Source organism: Pseudomonas sp. M1 (assembly GCF_022760135.1).
GTDB classification, from domain to species: Bacteria; Pseudomonadota; Gammaproteobacteria; order Pseudomonadales; family Pseudomonadaceae; genus Pseudomonas; species Pseudomonas citronellolis.
In genome coordinates, this window is sequence record NZ_CP094343.1 from 1,657,580 (window position 1) to 1,675,989 (window position 18,410).

The following is an 18,410-nucleotide window of genomic DNA, read 5'->3' on the forward strand; positions in this document are numbered from 1 at the left end:
AATGTCCCCACAGCTAAATTCTCCTTGAGTTGATATTAGCCATGAGCTAAATTTCTCCGCACATCTCAAGGAGAATCACCCATGTCTGACCATTTGCGCGATTGGCTGGCTAAGACGCCGGCAGAAGAACGCAAGCGAGTGGCAGAAGAGGCCGGCACCACCGTTGGCCATCTCTGGCAGCTCGCTGGTGGCCACCGGAAAGCATCCGACAAGCTCGCAGAGCGGCTTCAGGACGCTTCCTCTGGCGAGATCACCATCGCCGGTCTTCGTCCGGATCTCGTGCCTCTTGCCGAGAAGATCCTGCGCGGGGCCGCCTAACCATGACCGCCAACCAATTGAACCCCGAGCAGGATGCAAGGGCACGCAAGAACTACAGCCTCATCGTGCAGCGGCTTGCATCGGTCGGGAATGCGCCGGTGGCGCTTGCGGTGGGCTGCGACGAATCGACGATCAGCCGGATGAAGCCGGAGAAGTTCCGGGAGTTCTCGGAAATCCTGGCCGTGCTCGACCTGAAGATCGTCCCGATGGACATGAAGTGCTTCAACGAGCGCGAGATGGAGGCCATTTTGACCTTGGCCAAGTCGAAGATGCGCGAGCTTGAGAGCGTCGAACAGCTGGAGTGGGACTGACATGGCCCGAGCCCGGAATATCAAGCCTGCCATCATGGCAAACGAGGACCTGGCCGAGCTCACTCCGGCCGAGCGCCTCCTGTTCATCTACCTCTGGATGCTGGCCGACCGGGAAGGGCGCCTTGAGGATCGCCCGAAGCGGATCAAGGCCGAAGCCTTCCCCTACGACGATGTCGATATCGACGCCATGCTGGACAACCTGCAGGGTGCCGGTTTCCTCATCCGCTACACCGTCGAGTCCAAGCGCTACATCCAGATCCTCAACTTCACCAAGCACCAGCGCCCGCACAGCAACGAGACCGCCAGCGACATCCCTCCGATGGAGCAAGGGGTTCGCACTGAGAAGAAGCCCGAGGTAGAGCCTGTTCAAAGCGCTTCTAACCATGGTGAAAAGGACTTTCAACCAAGGGAAGAAGCACTTCGCTCTGATCTTCTGATTCCTGATCTTCTGATCCCGGATACCAAGACCCCCCCAACCCCCGCGGGGGAGTCGCCGCCAGTTCGGGACGACCTGTTCGACCAATTCTGGGCGATGTACCCGAACAAGACCTGCAAGGCGAAAGCTCGGGCGAAGTGGGTGAAGCTCAAGGTCACCCCCATCCTGTTCGACCAGATCATGTCCGGCCTGCGCCGTCAGTGCGCTAGCCAAGCGTGGCTCAAGGATGGCGGCCAGTTCGTGCCGCACCCGACGACCTGGCTCAACGGCGAGCGCTGGAACGACGAGGTGCGCAGCAACGTTCACCACCTGCCCAGCAGCCGGCACCACGGCTTCGACGACCGCGACTACACCGCCGGATTGATCCAGCGGGAGGATGGCACCTATGGCTTCTAACGCCCTGAACCTTGAGGTCGGTGATCTTGAGCGCCGCTTCGGCGTCGTGTCGAAGTCTCCGGCGAAGTGCGACAAGCACGGCGAGTACGCGGCAGTGGTCCATCGCAACTCGGACAAGCCTTCCGGTTGCCCGGCCTGTGCCCAGGAGATCGCCGACGAGAAGCTGCGCGATGAGCAGGCCGAACTGTGGCGCAAGATCGAGCGCGAGAAGATGGAACGCCGCCTGGCTGGCGTGCTGATTCCGCCGCGGTTCCATGGCCGCAGCTTCGACACCTACATCGCCACGAATGCCGGTCAGCGGAAGGCACTGAAGGTCTGCCGCGAGTACGCGGAGAACTTCGAGGTGAATGCTCGCGATGGTCGCTGCCTCCTGCTGCTAGGCAAGCCGGGCACCGGCAAGACTCATCTGGCCAACGCCATCGCCGGCCATGTTGTCTGCCATAGCCGCAGTGTTACCGCAGCCTATCGAACCGTCAGCTCGATCCTGCAGTTCATCAAGGGCAGCTTCGACCGCGAATCCGGCTACAGCGAATCTCAGGCGTTCGAAGCGCTCTGCGAGCCGAGCCTGCTGATCGTTGATGAGGTTGGCGCAACCAAGCCCACCGAGTTCGAACTGACCACTCTGTTCAGTGTCATCGACGGGCGCTACCAGAACCTGCTGCCGACCATCATCGTGTCCAACCTGATGCCGAACGAGCTTCCTGCTGCGCTCGGTGAGCGGTGTGTCGATCGCCTGCGCGAGAACGGCGGCATTGCCCTGGTGTTCGACTGGCAATCCAAGCGCTCGGAGGCTGGCCATGACTAAGCCCAACCTCGGCAAGATCTCCACCCAAGGCCTGGACCTAACCAGCGCCTGCGACATCTGCGGGAAGAACCGAGCTCATGGCAGCCACAAGCGCTGCAGCAAGGTCCGCCAGCAGCGCTATCTCGCGGGGAGGGCCTCCCAATGAAACGCTCCTGGACCGTAATCCTCGGCACCCAGCGCTTCACCATGGTGCTGATGGAAGACTGCGACCCGCTCGCAGTGGTTCGTTCTATTTGGCCGGAGGCGACTGTGCAATGACCAAGTTCCTCAAGAAATTTCTCTTCGCGTTCATGCTGATGACCATCGCCGCTGCAATTTCTGTATGCGTGATGGTCTGGGTCAGTTTCATCTCGGATGCTGGTTTCCGGGGCTTGACTGGGTTCCTGCTGGCTGTAGGCCCTGAGCTTCTCATTGCCGCCGCTGGCTTCGCCTGGGTGGAGGTGCGCCGTGGCTGACAACCGTCACTTCGCAGATCCCTGGTTCTGGATATGCGTCCACGAGGCAGTGGAATCCGGCTTCCTGAACGAATGGCTTCGTCTGACCGGGAATCGACTCCCTCGCAGCGAGATTGAACGCATGGTCGACGAGGCAACCGGCTACGGAGAGGACGTGGCTCGCCAGTTCCTCCAGCACGTGAAGGAGTTCATCTACGACACCATTCCGCACCCGGTGGAGGTAGCCAATGGATAAGCCCCGCCAGTTCTACCAAGCCAGCTACGGCGTCCACCTTCCCTACAACAAGCGCATGTGCTTCGGCTGCAACCAGGTGAAGCCGCGCGACAAGGCTCCGGCGTCCAAAGCTTGGCGCTGCGCTGACTGCAAGGCGAAGGCCAGGGAGGCGCGCAATGTCTGACTTCATTGATCGCCTCAACTCCCCAACAACGCAGGTATCTGACGGCCCCCTTCCCGGCAAGAAAGGTTGGGGCAAGGCTCCGTTCTGCGGGAACAAGGCCCACTACTTCGAGCTCATCTACGACGATTCCATCGGCCCGCATGGGCGCGAGAAGTACTGGGTAGCTCTCTGTGGAGTGGATGCCGTCACCGCGGACAGGGTGCCGATGTTCTCGGCCGGCAGCTGGAAGCGCTGCAAGAACTGCGAGCGGAGGGCGAGTCATGGCTGATAAGAAGGTAGACAAGTTCTGGCTCTCGATGGTGGCCGCAATCATCGGTATGTCGTTTGGCGCTCTGGCCATTCACCTCTACGACCGCTTCTCTTGGAACGGTACTGCCTGGAACTTCTACAGCCCTAACACGGACATGACCTGCCTTGTAGCTCGCAGCCGAGGGCAAGAGGTTATGGCCTGTCTTCCAGGCGATCGGCGAAAGGAGGCTGATCATGGCTAACCCCCGCTTCCCCATCCGCAACGAGACCGACCGCCAGCGCGCCATTGCGATCCTGCAGCGCATCGACCTGGCCGAAGGCAAGACCTGGAGCCTGCACGACGAGGCCCGCAGCGACGCCCAGAACAGGCGCATGTGGGCCATGCTGCGCGACATCAGCCACCAGGTGGAGTGGTACGGCCGGAAGCTGGACGACGAGAGCTGGAAGCACATCTTCAGTGCCGCGGTTCAGCAGCAGGATGCCGTTCCGGGCATCAACGGTGGGTTCGTGGTCCTGGGCGTCTCCACCCGCAAGCAATCCAAAAAGTGGTTCAACGAGATGTTCCTGGTGATGGAAGCCTTCGCCGCCGAGCGTGGCGTGAAGTTCACCACGCGGGATTACTGGGAGGGAGCGGCATGAGCAAGTTCAAGGCTGGGGATCTCGCGCTCGTCATCGGAGAAAGAAACTTCGGGCGTTGCGTAGAGCTGATCTCCTTCCACGTGGGCCCTTGTCGTGTCGACATTAAAGGAAACAGATGAGTAATCGTCCCGGAAGGCGTTCCCGCATGGCGCGTCACGGCAAAGGACCTGGCGGGCGAGTTGGTTCCCTCAGGTAAGGCTGTGAAAACCGATGAAGTCCTGATCCGAGAATCGAAACTTATCCCGCTGAAGGGCGACTTCCAGCCCGAGCAGCAGAAGGCGAAGGAGGTGGAGGCGTGATTCACGCGAAGCTGATGCGCAAGCGGAAGAAGTTCGGCCGGTGCTGTTGCGCCGGCCATGGCGGTTCCTGCCAAGTTAGCCGGGATATCCAGTCGACGCCATGCGGGCGCTCTGTAGACCGGCGGGAAACTCGTAAGGCGCTCCGTGACGGCTGGGAGGACTACTGATGCTCTCCACCCGCCAGCCACGCCCGAAGAAGTGCCAGAACACCGAATGCGGCACCAAGTTCATCCCTCAGCGCCTGGGGCAGCGCGTCTGCTCCCCAGCCTGCGCCCTGGCCACCAAGGACAAGCACCAGGCTCCGGCGCGGAAGGCCATCGCCGACCGCAACCGCCGGGAGATCAAGGCGCGGAAGGAGAAGCTGAAGAGCAGGGCGGATCACCTGAAGGAGTGCCAGGCAATCTTCAACCAGTACATCCGGCTACGGGATGCGGACAAGCCCTGTGTGAGCTGCGGCCGTCCCGCCACCTGGGATGGCCAATGGCACGCGTCGCACTATCGCAGCGTTGGTTCCACGCCGTCGCTCCGCTTCAGCCCGCTCAACGTGCACCGCGCTTGTTCCATCTGCAACTCGCACCTGAGCGGCAACATCATGGGCTATCGGCCCGAGTTGGTGCGGAGGATCGGGGAAGAGGCAGTCCTGGAACTGGAAGGGCCTCATGAGCCCCTGAAGCTGAGCATCGAGGACATCAAGGTACTGAAGGCCAAGTTCCGGGCCTGGGTGCGTGAACTGAAGCGGGAGACGGCATGACACTAGCCGAATACATCGCCCAACAATGGGCAATCCTTCGAGAGTACGGGCTGATCAAGGGGGAAGGGGAATGAAGCTGAATAGCGCACGTCAAGCCTGGCACGAGGCGTTCTATGGCAAGCGGAACAGCAACGCCAACCACTTCGCGACCATCCATAGGCTCGGCACCCAGATCCAGCAGACCGAGATCGACCGCTCCTTGGACCACTGCGAGCATGGCGTGCTGGCCGGCTACGTGCAGCAGGCGGTCGCCAGTCTCTCGCCTGACCTGCAACTGTTCGGACATCACATGTACGGGCCGGAAGGGATCATCGGCGATCCCGATGACGTTCGCGAGGCGGCCGAGGCGCTGGTATTCGATCTGGCCTACAGTCGTGTCGAGAAGATGTATGCCAAGAAGATGGAGCGCGCCCGCGCTGTGGCAGCAGGCGTTCTCTACCGATACCGCCGCATGCATCAGGGCGGCCAAAGCTCGATGCCTGACCCAATGCCGAAGCCTGAGGGATTCCGCGCATGGATCCTGGCAGAGAAAGGCATTTCCCTCTCCAGTGAACAATGGACAAGGGAGTGGGAAGGGTTCATCGACACCTGCTTCCTGGCCTGTGACGACCTGGACAAGCAGGCGCTGATACCAGTGTCGAGCATCCTCGCACTGATGAAAGAGGCAGCATGAAATCGCATTGTTATAACGTTTGACAAATTGTCCGGCTGGCAATACGATTTTCCCATCCTAGAAATTGTCACTTCAGAGCCCGGCCATGCGCCGGGCTCTGTCGTTCTTGCATGCGTGAAAGCGGAGCTGCCGATGGAACCGACCTCTACTGCGGCAGGAGCATTGCTCGCCAAGTACAGCGTCGCGATCGCCGCGTTCGCTGGTGCAATCCTGTCGCTGTCCTTCCTCCGCGGCCTGACTCGAAAGCAGGCCAGCGCCGCGGTGATTACCGGATTCCTCTCCTCGATCTTCACTACCCAACTGGTGGTGAACTACTTCGGCCTTCCGGCTGATGCCGATTCGAAGAACGGGGTGGCTTTCCTGATTGGCCTATTGGCCATGAACATCATCCCCGCCATCAAAGCAGCAGCGGAGCGCATTCTCGCTACCAAGGGTGCCTGACCATGATGACCTCCATCCTCATGGGCCTGGACGCCGTGCTTTGCATTCTCGTGGTACTGGCAGCGCTTGAGTTCCTGCGCTCAGTCCACCTGTTCGAGCATCCGATCCTGAGCCTGTCGTTCTACTTGGTGGCCACCGGAGCATTCGGCTTGCTGCTGGAGCTGGCAAAAGGCTACTGGGTGAGTCCCTGGGCAGTAGTCCTGCACCTGGGTGTCGTGGTCTACGCCTGGTGCCGACGCAAACACATCTTCCGAGATTACTGGTCGTGGGATGGGGTGGACCGGAGGGGTAAGTGATGCGCCCTATGCCTCCCGCCAGCATTGGCCAGTTCGCTGAGGGCCAGGATTGGGCTGACGCCTATCTGCCAGCACCTGAGGTTCTGGCATGGGCTATGGAGACCTTCGTCAGTGAGGATGGCGAGATCCACAACGAAGACCACGCCCATCTGCAGGACGCACCAATCGCGTTTCTCTGGGCAGCATCGGGGTTCGAGAAGCAAGGTCGACTGGTGCTCGGCCAGTGCGAGGAAGTCACCTTCCGCTGTGGACCATGGCAGAAGGGCAGGCAGGAGCAGCAGATGCTCCAGTGGTTCGGCTACTTGCCGACCTACCTGATCACTCTGGCCGCGGACTACTGCGCCGAGTGCAGTGATGCCGAGTTCTGCGCCCTGGTAGAGCACGAGTTGTACCACATCGCCCAGGCGCTGGATAAATACGGCGAACCCAAGTTCACCGAGGAAGGTCTGCCCAAGCTCAAGCTGCGCGGCCACGACGTCGAAGAGTTCGTCGGCGTGGTTCGCAGATACGGCGCCAGTGAAGGGGTTAAGGCCCTGGTAGAGGCGGCAAACAACCCGCCCGAGGTGGCGAAGATCAACATCGCGAGGGCCTGCGGAACCTGTCTGCTCAAGTCGGCCTGATGCAAGACAGGCAGTAGACGGAGTCCAACCATATGGCAATCCTGAACAACGAGGTGAAGGCCTTCATCGTTCAGGCCCTGGCCTGTTTCGATACGCCGAGCCAGGTGGCCGAATCAGTCAAGCGTGAATTTGGGATCGAGGTTTCCCGTCAACAGGTGGAGACGCACGATCCAACCAAACGGTGCAGCAAGACGCTCGCCAAACGCTGGGTGACGATGTTCCACGATACGCGTAAGCGCTTCCGTGAAGAGATTGCGGAGATCCCCATTGCGAACCGAGCCTACCGCTTGAGGGCGCTGGGGCGCATGGCAGAGAAGGCCGAGGGCTTGCGCAACATGGCGCTCGCTGCCCAGCTATACGAGCAGGCAGCGAAAGAGTCTGGCGGCATGTACTCGAACAAGCACCAGCTTGAGCACTCCGGCCCAGGTGGTGGCCCGATTCCGATGATGCCTACGACCATCCAGCTTGTGGCGCCAGGCCATGACAACGGCGAGGATTGAGCTGCCGCCAAAGCTGATCCCGGTTTTCTCTGGCCCAGCACGATACCGCGGCGCTCATGGTGGCCGCGGCAGCGCCAAGACGCGTACGTTCGCCAAGATGACGGCGGTTCGGGCGTACATGTTCGCTGAGGCCGGAATCAGTGGCGTGATCCTCGGCGCCAGGGAGTACATGAACTCCCTTGAAGAGTCCTCGATGGAGGAGATCAAGCAGGCGATCAGGTCAGAGCCCTGGCTAGATGCCTACTTCGATATCGGCGAGAAGTACATCCGCACGAAGAACCGTAGGATCTCCTACGCATTCTGCGGCCTGCGCCACAACCTCGACAGCATCAAGTCGAAGGCTCGTATCCTCATTGCTTGGGTGGATGAGGCCGAGAACGTCAGCGAGACGGCATGGATCAAGCTGCTCCCTACGGTGCGCGAGAACGACTCCGAGGTCTGGATCACATGGAACCCGGAGAAGGACGGTAGCCCGACCGACACCCGGTTCCGGAAGAACATGCCGCCCGGCGCCAAGATCGTCGAACTGAACTACACGGACAACCCGTGGTTCCCCGACGTCCTTGACCAGGAGCGCCTGAACGACCGGGAAACCCTGGACGACCAGACCTATGCATGGATCTGGGATGGTGCGTACCGCGAGAACAGCGACGCGCAGATCCTGTCCGGCAAGTACCGGGTGGCGGAGTTCACCCCGGGCCATGGCTGGGATGGGCCGTATTACGGCTTGGACTGGGGCTTCAGCCAGGACCCAACGGCCGGCGTGAAGCTCTGGGTGCACGACCGCAGACTATGGGTAGAGTACGAGGCCAGCAAGGTCGGACTCGAGAACGACGACATCGCCCAGTTCATGATCGACCGCCTGCCCGGAATCGAGCAGCATGCGGTGCGCGCCGACTCAGCTCGGCCGGAGACGATCAGCCACGTCAAGAGCAAGGGGAAGGACCACAAGCGCGCCAACCTGCCCCGCATCGAGCCTGTGGTGAAGTGGCAGGGCAGCGTCGAGGACGGTATTGCTCACCTGCGCAGCTACATCGAGATCGTCATTCACCCGCGCTGCACAGGCTTCCTGCGGGAGGCCAGGCTCTACAGCTACAAGGTCGACCGCCTGACCGGTGACGTGCTGACCGACATCATCGACAAGCACAACCACTTCATGGACGCCAGCCGCTACGCACTTGGCCCGCTGATCAAGCGCCGCGGTGCCATCGGCCTGCTGCTACCCGGAGCCCGCTGATGGCCATCTTCATCCTCAGGGAGCGCGACGGTAACCGAGCCATGGTAGTGCGCGCGAAGTGCATCAGCTGCGCCCGCACCATTGCGGTCGAGAACGCCAGCGCCGAAGGCACCCTGCTATGGCGTGATCCAAACCTGTCGTCCGTTGAGCTGGTGCGCGAGAGCGACAAGCCCGGGCTGATCCTGAAATCGGAATGACCATGACGGACAACCTGCAACTGGCGGTCAATCACGCGTTGAACGACCTCCAGACCGCCCGCGCCCGCATGGGGCTGCTCAATCCTGGAATGGGCATCGACAACAAGCGTCCCCAGGCATGGTGCGAGTACGGATTCCCCGAGTTCCTTACCTTCCACGACTTCTACGCGCTCTATCGGCGGGGAGGCGTGGCGCACGGCGCCATTGGCAAGATCATCGGTCTCTGCTGGCGTACCAATCCCTGGATCATCGAGGGCGACGACCAGGATGGGGCGAAGGACGAAACGGCCTGGGAGAGCACGCTGAAGCCGTTGATGGGGCGCGGCAAGTTCTGGCGTGCCTTCGCAGAGGCCGACACCCGCCGCCTCGTTGGTCGGTTCTCAGGCCTCCTACTGCAGGTGCGCGACGGCAAGAAATGGGATCAGCCGGTGACCAAGGGCAAGGCCCTGGTGAAGATGATCCCCGCTTGGGCCGGATCACTGAAGCCGATCACCTTCGACGACAACGAGACTTCGGAGGCCTACGGCGAGCCCACCATGTGGCAGTACACTGAAGCCACTCGTGATGGGCGCGCTGGGCGTCAGATGAGGGTTCACCCGGATCGGGTGTTCATCCTCGGCGACTGGACCAGTGAGGCGATCGGTTTCCTTGAGCCGGCCTACAACGCCTTCATCAGCCTGGAGAAAGTGGAAGGTGGTTCCGGTGAGTCGTTCCTGAAGAACGCCGCCCGCCAGTTGCTGCTCAACTTCGACAAGGAAATCGACCTCAACAACATCGCCGCGATGTATGGCGTGTCGCTGGATCAGCTCAACCAGCGGTTCAATGAGGCCGCGCGCCAGTTGAACCGTGGCAACGATGTGATGCTTCCCACGCAAGGAGCCTCGGCCACCCAACTGGTCTCAGCGGTGTCCGATCCAGGGCCGACCTACGACGTCAACCTGCAGACCGCAGCTGCTGCCCTGGATATCCCCACCAAGATTCTGGTCGGCATGCAGACCGGCGAACGGGCCAGCAGTGAGGACCAGAAGTATTTCAACGCTCGTTGCCAAGCACGTCGCACCGACCTCACCTTCGAGATCAACGACCTGATCGCGCACTTGATCCGCATCGGCATCATCGAGCCTAAGGCCGAATACACGGCAATGTGGGATGACCTCACCACTGCTACCCAGGGCGAGCGCCTGGCCGACGCCAAGGTGATGAGCGAGATCAACCAGACGGCCATGGCCACTGGTGAAATGGTGTTCACTGCCGAGGAAATCCGCGAGCAGGCCGGTTTCGATCCGCTGGAATTGCCGGATCCGCTACCAGACGAAGACCCGGAGGAAGACGATGCCACGAGCAGCGATCCTGCCGGCGAATCCGCGTGATCCTACCGGCGCCGATAGATTGGAGCGGGGCGCCTTCCGCGATTTCTCGAAACGCTTCAGGAAGATCAGAGACGGCTACCTGCTCGCTCTGGGCCGCATCCCCAGCGAGCCAGTCGTCAACCGGCGATACGTGTTTAACCTGGACAGCACGCTGCTGAACGCCATGTTCTCCGGCCTAGACAGCATGGTCGATTCGATCCTGCTTGAGGGCGGTGAGGACAAGCTCTGGTTCTTCGAGTCGTACGTCAGTATCGCCTACCAGCGTGGCACCGCGCAGCAGTTCGCCAACCTCGGTCAGCAGTCGCCCGTCTATCACGCCGGCCAGCAGTCGCTGCGAGACATCCTGATGTCCGAGCCATATCGGCGCCGGATCGCCCTGGTGCGTGCTCGCGAGTTCGAGGAGATGAAGGGGCTGTCCGGGACCACCAAGAGCACGCTCAATCGGGTGCTGGCCGAAGGCATTGCACGCGGCAAGAATCCGCGAGAGATCGCCAAAGACATCGGCTCATCGGTAACCAGCCTCGATGATGTTCGCGCACGCCGGATCGCGCGGACGGAGATCCCCACAGCGCTGCGCCGGGCCCGCATGGATGAAACCGATGACGCCCAAGAGCGCTACGGCATTCGAACCATGGAGATGCACATCTCCGCTCTGAGTCCGACCACGCGGCGCACTCACGCTGCTCGCCACGCAACACTGCACACCACCGAAGAGCAGCGCGATTGGTGGGCCGAGGACGCCAACTCCATCAACTGCAAGTGCTCCACGGTCTCGGTGATTGTCGACGACAACGGCAATCCGCTGGTGCCGGCGATAGTCGAGCGCGCCAAACGTAACAAGCAAGTCATGGAAGCCAAGGGGCGCGGCCCCTGGGCGAAAGAGGATTAAGCCATGCCCATGCAGGTCAACATCACCGCTAAGGTCAACAGCGCGAGTATCCGCCGCGAGCAGCACAACGGCCGCGAGCACATTGTCATCCCCAGCTACACGCTGCCGGCCAATGTCGTGATGAATGGCGGTCTGTACCCGGCCAGCGAGATCGATGCGCACTACAAGGCTCTGGAGGGGACGCTGGCGCCGCTCGGGCACCCGACCGTCAACGGCAAGTTCGTCTCAGCGTTCTCTCCAGAGGGAATCCACACCAACCACGTCGGTGCCTTCAACCGCAATGTGAAAAAGGTGGGTAGCCGTATCGCTGTCGAGAAGTGGCTCGATGTCGAGTTCGCCAAGAACAGCGAGAACGGCCGACGCCTGCTGGAGCGCATCGAGGCGCTGGAGAAGGGCGAGACTGCGGATCCCATTCACACCAGCATCGCGGTGTTCCTCGACCGCGAGCCGGCCACCAACGCCGAATACCAGTGGGTAGCACGCATTCACTCGGTCGATCACGACGCGATCCTACTGGATGAACCTGGCGCCGCTACCCCAGAGCAGGGCGTTGGGCTGATGGTGAATGCCGACCAGGCCGTGGCGCTTAAAGCCAACTCTGGTGCCCTGGAGGGCGAAAGCTTCGGCGACAAGCAGCGTCGCCTGGAGCAGGCCGCACGTGACCGATTCGTTCAGGGCGACAACGACTATGTCTGGATCGCCGATTTCACCGATAGCCAGGTCGTCATCGTGCGCAACGGAGGCGATGCCGAGGTCTTCGGCTACCGCATCGACGGTGGCCGGATCGCCTTCGACGACACCGGATCGCCGGTAGAGCGCCGCGAGTCCTGGGTTTCGAAACTCCCTACTGTCAATCAAATCCTGAAACTGCTGTTCAACAATCAGGCTCGGCCTGATCAACCTGAGAAGGAGGGCGACATGCCTCTCACTACCGAAGAAAAAGCCGAGCTCGTCAAGGACATCGGCGCCAACACCGCCAGCGCCATCAAGGAACTGGCGGACACCATCATCAAGCCCCTGGCCGACAAGGTGGACAGTCTGCAGGCCAACCAGAAGGCGCTGACCGACAGTCTTACCGCCAACCAGAAGGCCGAAGACGACAAGATGCGCGAAGCCGTCAAGGCCAAGTACGGCGAGGTCGTCGCGAACAGCCTGCAGGGCGATGCCCTGAAGGAAATGTTCAAGCAGTGTGACAGTGCCGCGGGCATCCTCAACGGCAACGCCAGCGATCAGCCGGTGACCGGCGCGCCTGACCCGAAAACCTACGGAGGTGCCCAATAATGGCCCGCTACCGCCGCGTGAACATCGACGGCAAGTCGCTGTTCAAGACCGAAACCCGCAAGACCGCCGCCGCCCTTTACCCGGGCACCTTCGCGACCATCAACGGTTCCGACCTGTTCGCCCAGGCCTCTGCTGTCGTCGGCCGGATGTACGTGCTGGATGCCGCGCATCATGAGGGCCTGTCGATCACTGACCAGATCCCCTCGGGCCATTCCGCCATCGGCAACTACCTGGAGGAGGGGCGCGAGTTCGCCGTGCGCATGGCGGCCGGCGCCTACACCAAGGATCAGGCCGTCACCGTCAGCGCCTCCGGCCTGGCCATCCCGGTGCCTGGCACCGCCGGTACCTACAAGGTCATCGGCTACATCCAGGACGACGTCACCACCACTGCCGTCGACTTCATTCGCATCCGCATCCGCGCCGATAGCGTGACTGTGGCCGGCTAAGGAGAACGCCATGTACTTCACTCGTGAGAATCTCGCGAATCCCCGTATGCTCGGCCACTGGAACGAGCTGTGGGCCAACCGCGACCAGTTCAACGCCTTCCAGGGGCAGATGGTCCGCGCCTATCAGGCCACCATGACCCCCGAACAACTGGCCTGCAACGCCCTGGCCGGCCTCGGTCGCGACTTCTGGCAGGAAATCGATGCGCAGATCGTGCAGATGCGCAACCAGGAGGTGGGCATGGAGATCGTGAACGATCTGATGACCGTTCAGACCGTTCTGCCAGTTGGCAAGACCGCCAAGTTGTACAACATCGTTGGCGACATCGCCGATGACGTGTCGGTGAGCCTGGATGGTCAGGCTCCGTACTCCTTCGACCACACCGAGTACGACAGCGACGGTGATCCGATCCCGGTGTTCTCCGCCGGCTATGGCGTCAACTGGCGCCACGCCGCAGGGCTGAATACCGTCGGCATCGACCTGGTGCTCGACTCGCAAGAAGCGAAGTTTCGCAAGTACAACAAGCGCCTGGTCAGCTACATGCTGGACGGCGACGGCAACATCCAGGTGGCGAGCTACCCGGGACAGGGCCTGCGCAATCACCGCAACACCATCAAGCTCAACCTGGGCAGCGGCTCGGGCGGTGCCAACATCGACCTGACCGCCGCCGGCGCCGACGCAATCATCGCGTTCTTCGGCACCGGCGCCTTCGGCCAGGCCGCGCGCACCAACAAGGTCGCCGCGTACGACGTCCTCTGGGTGTCCTACGAGATCTGGGCGAACCTGAACAAGGCCTACGTGGTGAACGGCCAGGTCATCGGCACCGTTCTGTCCGTCGTAGCCCCGTTCATGCCGGTGCGCGAGATCAAGCCGACCTATGCCTTCTCCGGCAACGAGTTCCTCGGCTACGTCCGCCAGCGCAGCGTTGTCAGCCCACTGGTCGGCATGACCACCGGCGTAACTCCGCTGCCGCGCCCGCTGCCGAACACCAACTACAACTTCCAAATCCTGGGCGCCTTCGGCCTGCAGGTGAAGAAGGATGCGGAAGGTCTGGCCGGCGTGATCTACGGCGCCGTGATCTCCTAAGGAGGCGACCATGCCCAAATACGAAGTGACCATCCCCTGGAATGGCGTCATCGCTGGCCAGGTCATCGACCTGGATTCGGTTCATCCTGCCATCGCGGCCAACGTCCGTCCTGTCGCGGAACGCGAGGTGGACGCCACCTCCGCGGATGACGCCGAGCAGGTGCTGCTGAAGGCCTGGGAACAGGCTGACGGCATCGTTCGCGAAGCCCAGGCCAAGGCCGTAGAGATCATCGATACCGCCAAGGCCGAAGCGGCCACGTTGACTTCCGAGTCTACCAAGCCGGCCGGCCAGCTGACTCCGGCGATCACGGCCGACGCCAACGAGCGCCGCGAACTCATCAAGGCGCGCCTGAAGGAGCTGAAGATCGAGTTCGACGGCCGCAAAGGCGAAGATGATCTCGCCGCGCTGCTGCCGGAAGGCGAACTGGCGAAGCTGTTCCCCGCCGAGTGATCGGCACCTGACGAGAGGCCGCCTTCGGGCGGCTTCGTCGTTTCTGGCCCCTGCAAAGGGGCCTTTCTCTTTCTGGAGCCCGACATGCTCACGACTGACCAGGCCAAGGAGTACTTGGCCTCCGTCGGCATTACGCTGCCGGACTTCTTGGTTGACCTATTGGTCGGCCAGGCCAACAGCATCAATGACTGCTTGGCCGAGCATTACGACGCCGCGACCGCGACGCTGATCCAGCTCTACCTGGTCGGCCTGCTCGCGCTTGCCCAAGGCGATAAGTACATCTCCAGCCAGACCGCGCCGTCTGGCGCTTCCCGTTCGTTCCGGTATCAGGGCTTCGCGGACCGCTGGAAGGGAACGCTGAATCTGCTGCGAGGCCTGGACAAGTACGGCTGTGCCTCTGAATTGATCCCCGCCGATCCGACCCAGACAGCCCATGGTGGACTATGGATCGCTTCGGCTGGCTGCATGTGCGAGGACTGAAATGTCAGCTACGGCAAATTGGTCCTACACCAACGTGGCCACCGTGCGGCCCTTCGTGAAGATCGACCTGAAGACTCAGACGACGATCTACGGCGATGAGTACGAGATCGCTTGCACCTGGGAAGCGAAGAGCGAGACGGTGCGTGACGCCGGCGGACAGAGCGGCGCTCAGGGCTCAGAGTTCGTTAGTCGCCACATGATCTACACCGAGGATGCGCGCCCGAAATACCTTGATCTCATTCAGTTCGACGGCTCGAACGGCTGGGAAGAAATCCGGTCGGTCACGAACTGGGACATGTCCTTCTTCGGCGAGCAGCCGGACTTCCTGCTGGTGACCTGAATGACCCCGAAAGAATTGATCAAGGCCGCGCTCGATCGCTTGGTTGACGAGCATGACGAGGACCCGCGCAGTCCGCTGATTCGTGGGTTGTCCGCGCTGCTGGAGGATCCGGACAGAATTCCCGGCGACGCGGGCATCGACCTGGTGGTGACCTGCAGGCCCGGTGGTCAGTTCAGTGTTGCCGACCAGTCCGGCCGCCCGGTGCGCGGCGTGAATTCGGTTGCGGTTTTCCGCGACCAGACGGGCCGAGAGGTCCTACAGATCAACCTGTGAGGTGAGCCATGCCAGCCAAGGGAATCGAGCGCGTTCGCCGTGGCTTCAAGGTCACTGTCGATCGCATCAGCCAGAAGGTCAGCGAAGGCGCTGTCTACGCGATCCTCAGTCAGGGCGCTGCGATGGCGCAGACCATGACGCCAATCGATACCAGCAGCCTGATCAATAGCCAGTACGCGCCGCAGATCAGCGTCGACCACGGCAAGGTCATGGGAAATGTCGGCTACACGGCGGCCTATGCCGGTGCAGTGCATGACGCGCCCGGAACCACTGTTGGCAAAGGCGTGCCACGCGATCCAGCCGATCCAAGCCGAGGAAACTTCTGGGACCCGAACGCCGAGCCGGAATTCCTCAGCAAGGGCTTCGAGCAGATCGAGTCAGCAGTGCCATCGATCCTGAGGAGCTACTACCGTGTATGAGGCCTTCGTCGACTGGCTGACCGCTGTGCTCGGCGATACCTACGAGATAAGCACCGGCCAATGGGTAGATGGTCCGAGCTTGGTCGATACCTGGATCGCTGCCGTAGTGCAGAACGGTGGTCCGCCAGTGAGCGTCGATGACCGACGGCAACGCTACCGCGTAATCCTGCTGGGCCCTCGCAATGGCCGCCAGCATGTCTCCACCATCAACCAGAACATCGAATCACTGGTGCAGGCCGCCATGGGCGATGCCGTGCCCTGTGGCGCCGCTTCCGTGCGCGCGATCGGAGAGCCGGTAGGTCCCGGCTACACCACCGAGAACCGGGCCTGGTACAGCCTGGACCTTGAAGTTCTCTTCTGAAAAGGAGCCTAAAGATGGCTTGCAAGAAACTGAAATTCCCCGGGAAGGATGTCGTCCTGGAGTACGTGATCGGCTGCGGCGATGAGCTTCCAGCAGAAATCGACTGGCTGCGCTTCGGCTCTCTGCGCACCAAGGAGTTCGAAATCTCCTGGGACACCGCGGATGCCACTGATGCCGATTCCATCGGCTCGCTGCGCGAGAATCTGGCTACCTTCCAGTCGATGACCATTTCCGGCGACGGCACGGTGAAAGCCTCCGGCGCAGGTTCTCAGAACCTGATCGATCTGACCAAGCATGTGGTCAATCCGGTGGCTACCGGCGGCCAGCCTGCCGTGTGGCTGCGCATGACCTTCCCGGACCTGACCTTCACCGCCTACTGCCTGATCAGCACCCTCAGCCGCTCGGCGCCCTACGATGACGTGACCACCTACAGTTTCGAGGCCTCTGCTACTGCCTCGGACTTCGGCCTGATCGTCGAGGACACTCCGGATGCTGATGCTCCTGATCCCGCCAGCATCCAGGTAGTGCCGGAAACCATGACGCTGACCGTCGGTGAGGGCTTCAACTTCGAAGGCGTGGTGCTTCCGGTCGGCGCCCCGCAGGGCCTGCGCTGGACCTCCAGTGCGCCTACCGTGGCCGCAGTCAACCAGGTCTCCGGCGAGGTCACTGCGCTTTCTGCCGGATCTGCGACCATCACTGCCGCCTCCAGCGTAGCGCCTGGCATCACCGACACCGCAGCCATCACCGTGGTGCCGCTGGTACAAGGCATCACCGTATCGCCTACTTCCGTCAGCGTCGAAGAGGGTGCTACCCAGCAGCTCACCGCTGCAGTGAGCCCGGTAGGCGCCTCGGCCGGCCTGGTCTACGAGTCGGCGAATACCGCGGTTGCCACCGTCAATTCCACTGGCCTGGTAACTGGCGTCGCAGCAGGCACCACCAACGTCAAGATCACCAGCGCCGCACGGCCTTCGGTGAGCGTGACCGTTCCGGTTACTGTGACTGAGGCGTGATCCTCACCGAGACCGGCGAAATAGGCGTGCATGCTGGAGATAGCGTGCACGTCCTTCGGCCATCTCTCTACGCCATGACGCAGATCGGCGAGCCGGCGCAGATCGTAGAGGTGTATGCCACGGTGATGTGCGATGGGCTGCAAGGAAAAGCGGCCCTTGACCAGTTTGCGGACGCCCTGTCGGTTATCAATGCCTGCAGCGAGGAAGACCTGTCCGAGGTGTTTGGCGGATATGACGACGATCTGCAATATCAGCCTGGAATTGCTCCGCGTGAGCATGTACTGCCTCTTGCTCGATGCCTGCTGCGCCATGGAATAACCGGAGCTCAGGAGCCTCTACCGCGCAAAGCGGACGAAGATCCAGAGTACATCCGAGAGTTCGTGGCTAGGGATCATGTGGCCTTGGCCATGGCTCACCTGGGGATTGGCGAACGAGATGCCTGGGGGATGACCATGACCAGCCTAGTCGGGGCCCTAAGGGCGAAGTTCCCGAGGTTGGAAAGCAGTTCCCCGGGGGCCAGGGCCCCCAGCAAGGAAGAGCACGAAGCAACGATGGATTGGTTCGAGAAGGTAGAGGCCAAGCGCAAAGCCAGGCTTTGATCTCTTTGATCTACAGAACCTTCGTCCACTCACCTTTTCCCTTGGCTTTCATCTTCTCGAAGGCTTGGCGCGCTCGGTCGATTATGGATGGCGTAAGAGGGCGACCATAAGGATCAAGTAGAACCTTGACGAAGGCGCAGCGGCATTCCTCGGCGTTACCATCCAGTTCGTACCACGCGCGAATCTCGTCAGGAGTGAATAGCTTCCCATGGCGCTCGGCATGCGAAGCTCTAGTGTCAGGCTTCAAGGCCGACACCTGCATCATCTTGAATCGAGTTCCGAACCGTCTGGCAAGTGCTTCATCTTGGTCGAGGCGAGCCATTCGCATTGCATGGACCGGCCCGAAGGAGATGGTTTGCTTTGGGGACTTCTTGGTCATGACGATC

At 61.5% G+C, this 18,410-nt stretch carries 33 protein-coding genes; 32 read left to right on the forward strand and 1 reads right to left on the reverse strand.

The window, feature by feature from the left end; genetic code table 11:
• Window positions 1-81: 81 nt before the first annotated feature.
• From PM1_RS07465 to PM1_RS07620, 32 genes are all read left to right on the forward strand, one after another.
• On the forward strand, window positions 82-318 hold the full coding sequence (locus tag PM1_RS07465; RefSeq protein WP_009616786.1) for a hypothetical protein: 237 nt from the start codon (window positions 82-84) through the stop codon (window positions 316-318).
• 2 nt (window positions 319-320) lie between these two features.
• Complete coding sequence (locus PM1_RS07470) at window positions 321-629, forward strand: CII family transcriptional regulator (RefSeq protein ID WP_009616788.1); 309 nt, start codon at window positions 321-323, stop codon at window positions 627-629.
• Window position 630: 1 nt separating this feature from the next.
• Window positions 631-1,461 (forward strand): hypothetical protein, encoded by an 831-nt coding sequence (locus PM1_RS07475; protein ID WP_009616790.1) that lies wholly within the window; start codon window positions 631-633, stop codon window positions 1,459-1,461.
• Complete coding sequence (locus PM1_RS07480; RefSeq protein ID WP_009616791.1) at window positions 1,451-2,266, forward strand: ATP-binding protein; 816 nt, start codon at window positions 1,451-1,453, stop codon at window positions 2,264-2,266. Before PM1_RS07475 ends, PM1_RS07480 begins: the two co-directional genes overlap by 11 nt.
• Window positions 2,259-2,411, forward strand: a complete 153-nt coding sequence (locus PM1_RS07485; RefSeq protein WP_009616792.1) for a hypothetical protein — start codon at window positions 2,259-2,261, stop codon at window positions 2,409-2,411. Before PM1_RS07480 ends, PM1_RS07485 begins: the two co-directional genes overlap by 8 nt.
• A gap of 109 nt (window positions 2,412-2,520) precedes the next feature.
• Window positions 2,521-2,721, forward strand: coding sequence for a hypothetical protein (locus tag PM1_RS07490; protein WP_009616795.1), 201 nt, complete (start codon window positions 2,521-2,523; stop codon window positions 2,719-2,721).
• Entirely contained in the window at window positions 2,714-2,956 is a 243-nt protein-coding gene (locus PM1_RS07495) for a hypothetical protein (protein WP_009616796.1), read from the forward strand. The genes PM1_RS07490 and PM1_RS07495 overlap by 8 nt, the downstream gene beginning before the upstream one ends.
• Complete coding sequence (locus PM1_RS07500; RefSeq protein ID WP_009616797.1) at window positions 2,949-3,119, forward strand: hypothetical protein; 171 nt, start codon at window positions 2,949-2,951, stop codon at window positions 3,117-3,119. Before PM1_RS07495 ends, PM1_RS07500 begins: the two co-directional genes overlap by 8 nt.
• A complete protein-coding gene (locus tag PM1_RS07505; protein WP_009616798.1) occupies window positions 3,112-3,387 on the forward strand; it encodes a hypothetical protein in 276 nt (91 codons plus the stop codon). The genes PM1_RS07500 and PM1_RS07505 overlap by 8 nt, the downstream gene beginning before the upstream one ends.
• Window positions 3,380-3,610: a hypothetical protein gene (locus PM1_RS07510; protein WP_024128531.1), complete on the forward strand. Its 231-nt coding sequence runs from the start codon at window positions 3,380-3,382 to the stop codon at window positions 3,608-3,610. Before PM1_RS07505 ends, PM1_RS07510 begins: the two co-directional genes overlap by 8 nt.
• The gene (locus tag PM1_RS07515) at window positions 3,603-4,007 is read left to right on the forward strand and encodes a recombination protein NinB (RefSeq protein ID WP_009616799.1); all 405 of its coding nucleotides are present in this window, start codon (window positions 3,603-3,605) and stop codon (window positions 4,005-4,007) included. The genes PM1_RS07510 and PM1_RS07515 overlap by 8 nt, the downstream gene beginning before the upstream one ends.
• A 465-nt stretch (window positions 4,008-4,472) precedes the next feature.
• Window positions 4,473-5,057: a recombination protein NinG gene (locus PM1_RS07520; RefSeq protein WP_009616801.1), complete on the forward strand. Its 585-nt coding sequence runs from the start codon at window positions 4,473-4,475 to the stop codon at window positions 5,055-5,057.
• 70 nt (window positions 5,058-5,127) lie between these two features.
• A complete protein-coding gene (locus PM1_RS07525) occupies window positions 5,128-5,730 on the forward strand; it encodes a hypothetical protein (RefSeq protein ID WP_009616802.1) in 603 nt (200 codons plus the stop codon).
• A gap of 132 nt (window positions 5,731-5,862) precedes the next feature.
• Window positions 5,863-6,171 carry a hypothetical protein gene (locus PM1_RS07530; protein ID WP_009616803.1) on the forward strand — a complete coding sequence of 103 codons (309 nt, stop codon included), beginning with the start codon at window positions 5,863-5,865 and terminating at the stop codon, window positions 6,169-6,171.
• A gap of 2 nt (window positions 6,172-6,173) precedes the next feature.
• A complete protein-coding gene (locus tag PM1_RS07535) occupies window positions 6,174-6,467 on the forward strand; it encodes a hypothetical protein (protein ID WP_009616804.1) in 294 nt (97 codons plus the stop codon).
• The gene (locus PM1_RS07540) at window positions 6,464-7,087 is read left to right on the forward strand and encodes a putative metallopeptidase (protein ID WP_024128535.1); all 624 of its coding nucleotides are present in this window, start codon (window positions 6,464-6,466) and stop codon (window positions 7,085-7,087) included. Before PM1_RS07535 ends, PM1_RS07540 begins: the two co-directional genes overlap by 4 nt.
• 32 nt (window positions 7,088-7,119) lie before the next feature.
• On the forward strand, window positions 7,120-7,587 hold the full coding sequence (locus PM1_RS07545; protein ID WP_009616808.1) for a DUF2280 domain-containing protein: 468 nt from the start codon (window positions 7,120-7,122) through the stop codon (window positions 7,585-7,587).
• Window positions 7,568-8,824: a PBSX family phage terminase large subunit gene (locus tag PM1_RS07550; protein ID WP_024128536.1), complete on the forward strand. Its 1,257-nt coding sequence runs from the start codon at window positions 7,568-7,570 to the stop codon at window positions 8,822-8,824. The genes PM1_RS07545 and PM1_RS07550 overlap by 20 nt, the downstream gene beginning before the upstream one ends.
• Window positions 8,824-9,021, forward strand: coding sequence for a hypothetical protein (locus PM1_RS07555; protein WP_009616812.1), 198 nt, complete (start codon window positions 8,824-8,826; stop codon window positions 9,019-9,021). The genes PM1_RS07550 and PM1_RS07555 overlap by 1 nt, the downstream gene beginning before the upstream one ends.
• Complete coding sequence (locus PM1_RS07560) at window positions 9,018-10,391, forward strand: anti-CBASS protein Acb1 family protein (protein WP_242935544.1); 1,374 nt, start codon at window positions 9,018-9,020, stop codon at window positions 10,389-10,391. The genes PM1_RS07555 and PM1_RS07560 overlap by 4 nt, the downstream gene beginning before the upstream one ends.
• Window positions 10,354-11,280 (forward strand): phage minor head protein, encoded by a 927-nt coding sequence (locus tag PM1_RS07565; protein WP_009616814.1) that lies wholly within the window; start codon window positions 10,354-10,356, stop codon window positions 11,278-11,280. The genes PM1_RS07560 and PM1_RS07565 overlap by 38 nt, the downstream gene beginning before the upstream one ends.
• 3 nt (window positions 11,281-11,283) lie before the next feature.
• Entirely contained in the window at window positions 11,284-12,561 is a 1,278-nt protein-coding gene (locus tag PM1_RS07570; RefSeq protein ID WP_009616815.1) for a hypothetical protein, read from the forward strand.
• Complete coding sequence (locus tag PM1_RS07575; RefSeq protein WP_009616816.1) at window positions 12,561-13,007, forward strand: hypothetical protein; 447 nt, start codon at window positions 12,561-12,563, stop codon at window positions 13,005-13,007. Before PM1_RS07570 ends, PM1_RS07575 begins: the two co-directional genes overlap by 1 nt.
• Window positions 13,008-13,017: 10 nt before the next feature.
• The gene (locus PM1_RS07580; RefSeq protein ID WP_009616817.1) at window positions 13,018-14,091 is read left to right on the forward strand and encodes a major capsid protein; all 1,074 of its coding nucleotides are present in this window, start codon (window positions 13,018-13,020) and stop codon (window positions 14,089-14,091) included.
• 10 nt (window positions 14,092-14,101) lie between these two features.
• Entirely contained in the window at window positions 14,102-14,542 is a 441-nt protein-coding gene (locus PM1_RS07585; protein WP_009616818.1) for a hypothetical protein, read from the forward strand.
• Between the two features lie 84 nt (window positions 14,543-14,626).
• Window positions 14,627-15,022, forward strand: coding sequence for a DUF7370 family protein (locus PM1_RS07590; protein WP_009616819.1), 396 nt, complete (start codon window positions 14,627-14,629; stop codon window positions 15,020-15,022).
• A gap of 55 nt (window positions 15,023-15,077) precedes the next feature.
• On the forward strand, window positions 15,078-15,362 hold the full coding sequence (locus PM1_RS07595) for a hypothetical protein (protein WP_238603228.1): 285 nt from the start codon (window positions 15,078-15,080) through the stop codon (window positions 15,360-15,362).
• Entirely contained in the window at window positions 15,363-15,635 is a 273-nt protein-coding gene (locus tag PM1_RS07600) for a hypothetical protein (RefSeq protein ID WP_009616822.1), read from the forward strand.
• A gap of 8 nt (window positions 15,636-15,643) precedes the next feature.
• Window positions 15,644-16,054 (forward strand): hypothetical protein, encoded by a 411-nt coding sequence (locus tag PM1_RS07605; RefSeq protein WP_009616823.1) that lies wholly within the window; start codon window positions 15,644-15,646, stop codon window positions 16,052-16,054.
• Entirely contained in the window at window positions 16,047-16,415 is a 369-nt protein-coding gene (locus PM1_RS07610; protein WP_009616824.1) for a phage tail termination protein, read from the forward strand. Before PM1_RS07605 ends, PM1_RS07610 begins: the two co-directional genes overlap by 8 nt.
• 14 nt (window positions 16,416-16,429) lie before the next feature.
• A complete protein-coding gene (locus PM1_RS07615; RefSeq protein WP_009616825.1) occupies window positions 16,430-17,425 on the forward strand; it encodes a phage tail tube protein in 996 nt (331 codons plus the stop codon).
• The gene (locus tag PM1_RS07620) at window positions 17,422-18,024 is read left to right on the forward strand and encodes a DUF6246 family protein (protein WP_024128539.1); all 603 of its coding nucleotides are present in this window, start codon (window positions 17,422-17,424) and stop codon (window positions 18,022-18,024) included. Before PM1_RS07615 ends, PM1_RS07620 begins: the two co-directional genes overlap by 4 nt.
• Before the next feature lie 10 nt (window positions 18,025-18,034).
• On the opposite strand, the gene PM1_RS07625 is transcribed toward PM1_RS07620, so the two are convergent.
• Entirely contained in the window at window positions 18,035-18,403 is a 369-nt protein-coding gene (locus tag PM1_RS07625) for a hypothetical protein (protein ID WP_052059000.1), read from the reverse strand.
• Window positions 18,404-18,410 lie beyond the last annotated feature (7 nt).

What these genes read in the sequence shown, in the direction of transcription:
- PM1_RS07465 (WP_009616786.1), top strand. Translation starts at nt 82, where the DNA reads ATGTCTGACCATTTGCGCGATTGGCTGGCTAAGACGCCGGCAGAAGAA.
- PM1_RS07470 (WP_009616788.1), top strand. Translation starts at nt 321, where the DNA reads ATGACCGCCAACCAATTGAACCCCGAGCAGGATGCAAGGGCACGCAAG.
- PM1_RS07475 (WP_009616790.1), top strand. Translation starts at nt 631, where the DNA reads ATGGCCCGAGCCCGGAATATCAAGCCTGCCATCATGGCAAACGAGGAC.
- PM1_RS07480 (WP_009616791.1), top strand. Translation starts at nt 1,451, where the DNA reads ATGGCTTCTAACGCCCTGAACCTTGAGGTCGGTGATCTTGAGCGCCGC.
- PM1_RS07485 (WP_009616792.1), top strand. Translation starts at nt 2,259, where the DNA reads ATGACTAAGCCCAACCTCGGCAAGATCTCCACCCAAGGCCTGGACCTA.
- PM1_RS07490 (WP_009616795.1), top strand. Translation starts at nt 2,521, where the DNA reads ATGACCAAGTTCCTCAAGAAATTTCTCTTCGCGTTCATGCTGATGACC.
- PM1_RS07500 (WP_009616797.1), top strand. Translation starts at nt 2,949, where the DNA reads ATGGATAAGCCCCGCCAGTTCTACCAAGCCAGCTACGGCGTCCACCTT.
- PM1_RS07505 (WP_009616798.1), top strand. Translation starts at nt 3,112, where the DNA reads ATGTCTGACTTCATTGATCGCCTCAACTCCCCAACAACGCAGGTATCT.
- PM1_RS07510 (WP_024128531.1), top strand. Translation starts at nt 3,380, where the DNA reads ATGGCTGATAAGAAGGTAGACAAGTTCTGGCTCTCGATGGTGGCCGCA.
- PM1_RS07515 (WP_009616799.1), top strand. Translation starts at nt 3,603, where the DNA reads ATGGCTAACCCCCGCTTCCCCATCCGCAACGAGACCGACCGCCAGCGC.
- PM1_RS07520 (WP_009616801.1), top strand. Translation starts at nt 4,473, where the DNA reads ATGCTCTCCACCCGCCAGCCACGCCCGAAGAAGTGCCAGAACACCGAA.
- PM1_RS07525 (WP_009616802.1), top strand. Translation starts at nt 5,128, where the DNA reads ATGAAGCTGAATAGCGCACGTCAAGCCTGGCACGAGGCGTTCTATGGC.
- PM1_RS07530 (WP_009616803.1), top strand. Translation starts at nt 5,863, where the DNA reads ATGGAACCGACCTCTACTGCGGCAGGAGCATTGCTCGCCAAGTACAGC.
- PM1_RS07535 (WP_009616804.1), top strand. Translation starts at nt 6,174, where the DNA reads ATGATGACCTCCATCCTCATGGGCCTGGACGCCGTGCTTTGCATTCTC.
- PM1_RS07545 (WP_009616808.1), top strand. Translation starts at nt 7,120, where the DNA reads ATGGCAATCCTGAACAACGAGGTGAAGGCCTTCATCGTTCAGGCCCTG.
- PM1_RS07550 (WP_024128536.1), top strand. Translation starts at nt 7,568, where the DNA reads ATGACAACGGCGAGGATTGAGCTGCCGCCAAAGCTGATCCCGGTTTTC.
- PM1_RS07555 (WP_009616812.1), top strand. Translation starts at nt 8,824, where the DNA reads ATGGCCATCTTCATCCTCAGGGAGCGCGACGGTAACCGAGCCATGGTA.
- PM1_RS07560 (WP_242935544.1), top strand. Translation starts at nt 9,018, where the DNA reads ATGACCATGACGGACAACCTGCAACTGGCGGTCAATCACGCGTTGAAC.
- PM1_RS07565 (WP_009616814.1), top strand. Translation starts at nt 10,354, where the DNA reads ATGCCACGAGCAGCGATCCTGCCGGCGAATCCGCGTGATCCTACCGGC.
- PM1_RS07570 (WP_009616815.1), top strand. Translation starts at nt 11,284, where the DNA reads ATGCCCATGCAGGTCAACATCACCGCTAAGGTCAACAGCGCGAGTATC.
- PM1_RS07575 (WP_009616816.1), top strand. Translation starts at nt 12,561, where the DNA reads ATGGCCCGCTACCGCCGCGTGAACATCGACGGCAAGTCGCTGTTCAAG.
- PM1_RS07580 (WP_009616817.1), top strand. Translation starts at nt 13,018, where the DNA reads ATGTACTTCACTCGTGAGAATCTCGCGAATCCCCGTATGCTCGGCCAC.
- PM1_RS07585 (WP_009616818.1), top strand. Translation starts at nt 14,102, where the DNA reads ATGCCCAAATACGAAGTGACCATCCCCTGGAATGGCGTCATCGCTGGC.
- PM1_RS07590 (WP_009616819.1), top strand. Translation starts at nt 14,627, where the DNA reads ATGCTCACGACTGACCAGGCCAAGGAGTACTTGGCCTCCGTCGGCATT.
- PM1_RS07600 (WP_009616822.1), top strand. Translation starts at nt 15,363, where the DNA reads ATGACCCCGAAAGAATTGATCAAGGCCGCGCTCGATCGCTTGGTTGAC.
- PM1_RS07605 (WP_009616823.1), top strand. Translation starts at nt 15,644, where the DNA reads ATGCCAGCCAAGGGAATCGAGCGCGTTCGCCGTGGCTTCAAGGTCACT.
- PM1_RS07615 (WP_009616825.1), top strand. Translation starts at nt 16,430, where the DNA reads ATGGCTTGCAAGAAACTGAAATTCCCCGGGAAGGATGTCGTCCTGGAG.
- PM1_RS07625 (WP_052059000.1), bottom strand. Translation starts at nt 18,403, where the DNA reads ATGACCAAGAAGTCCCCAAAGCAAACCATCTCCTTCGGGCCGGTCCAT.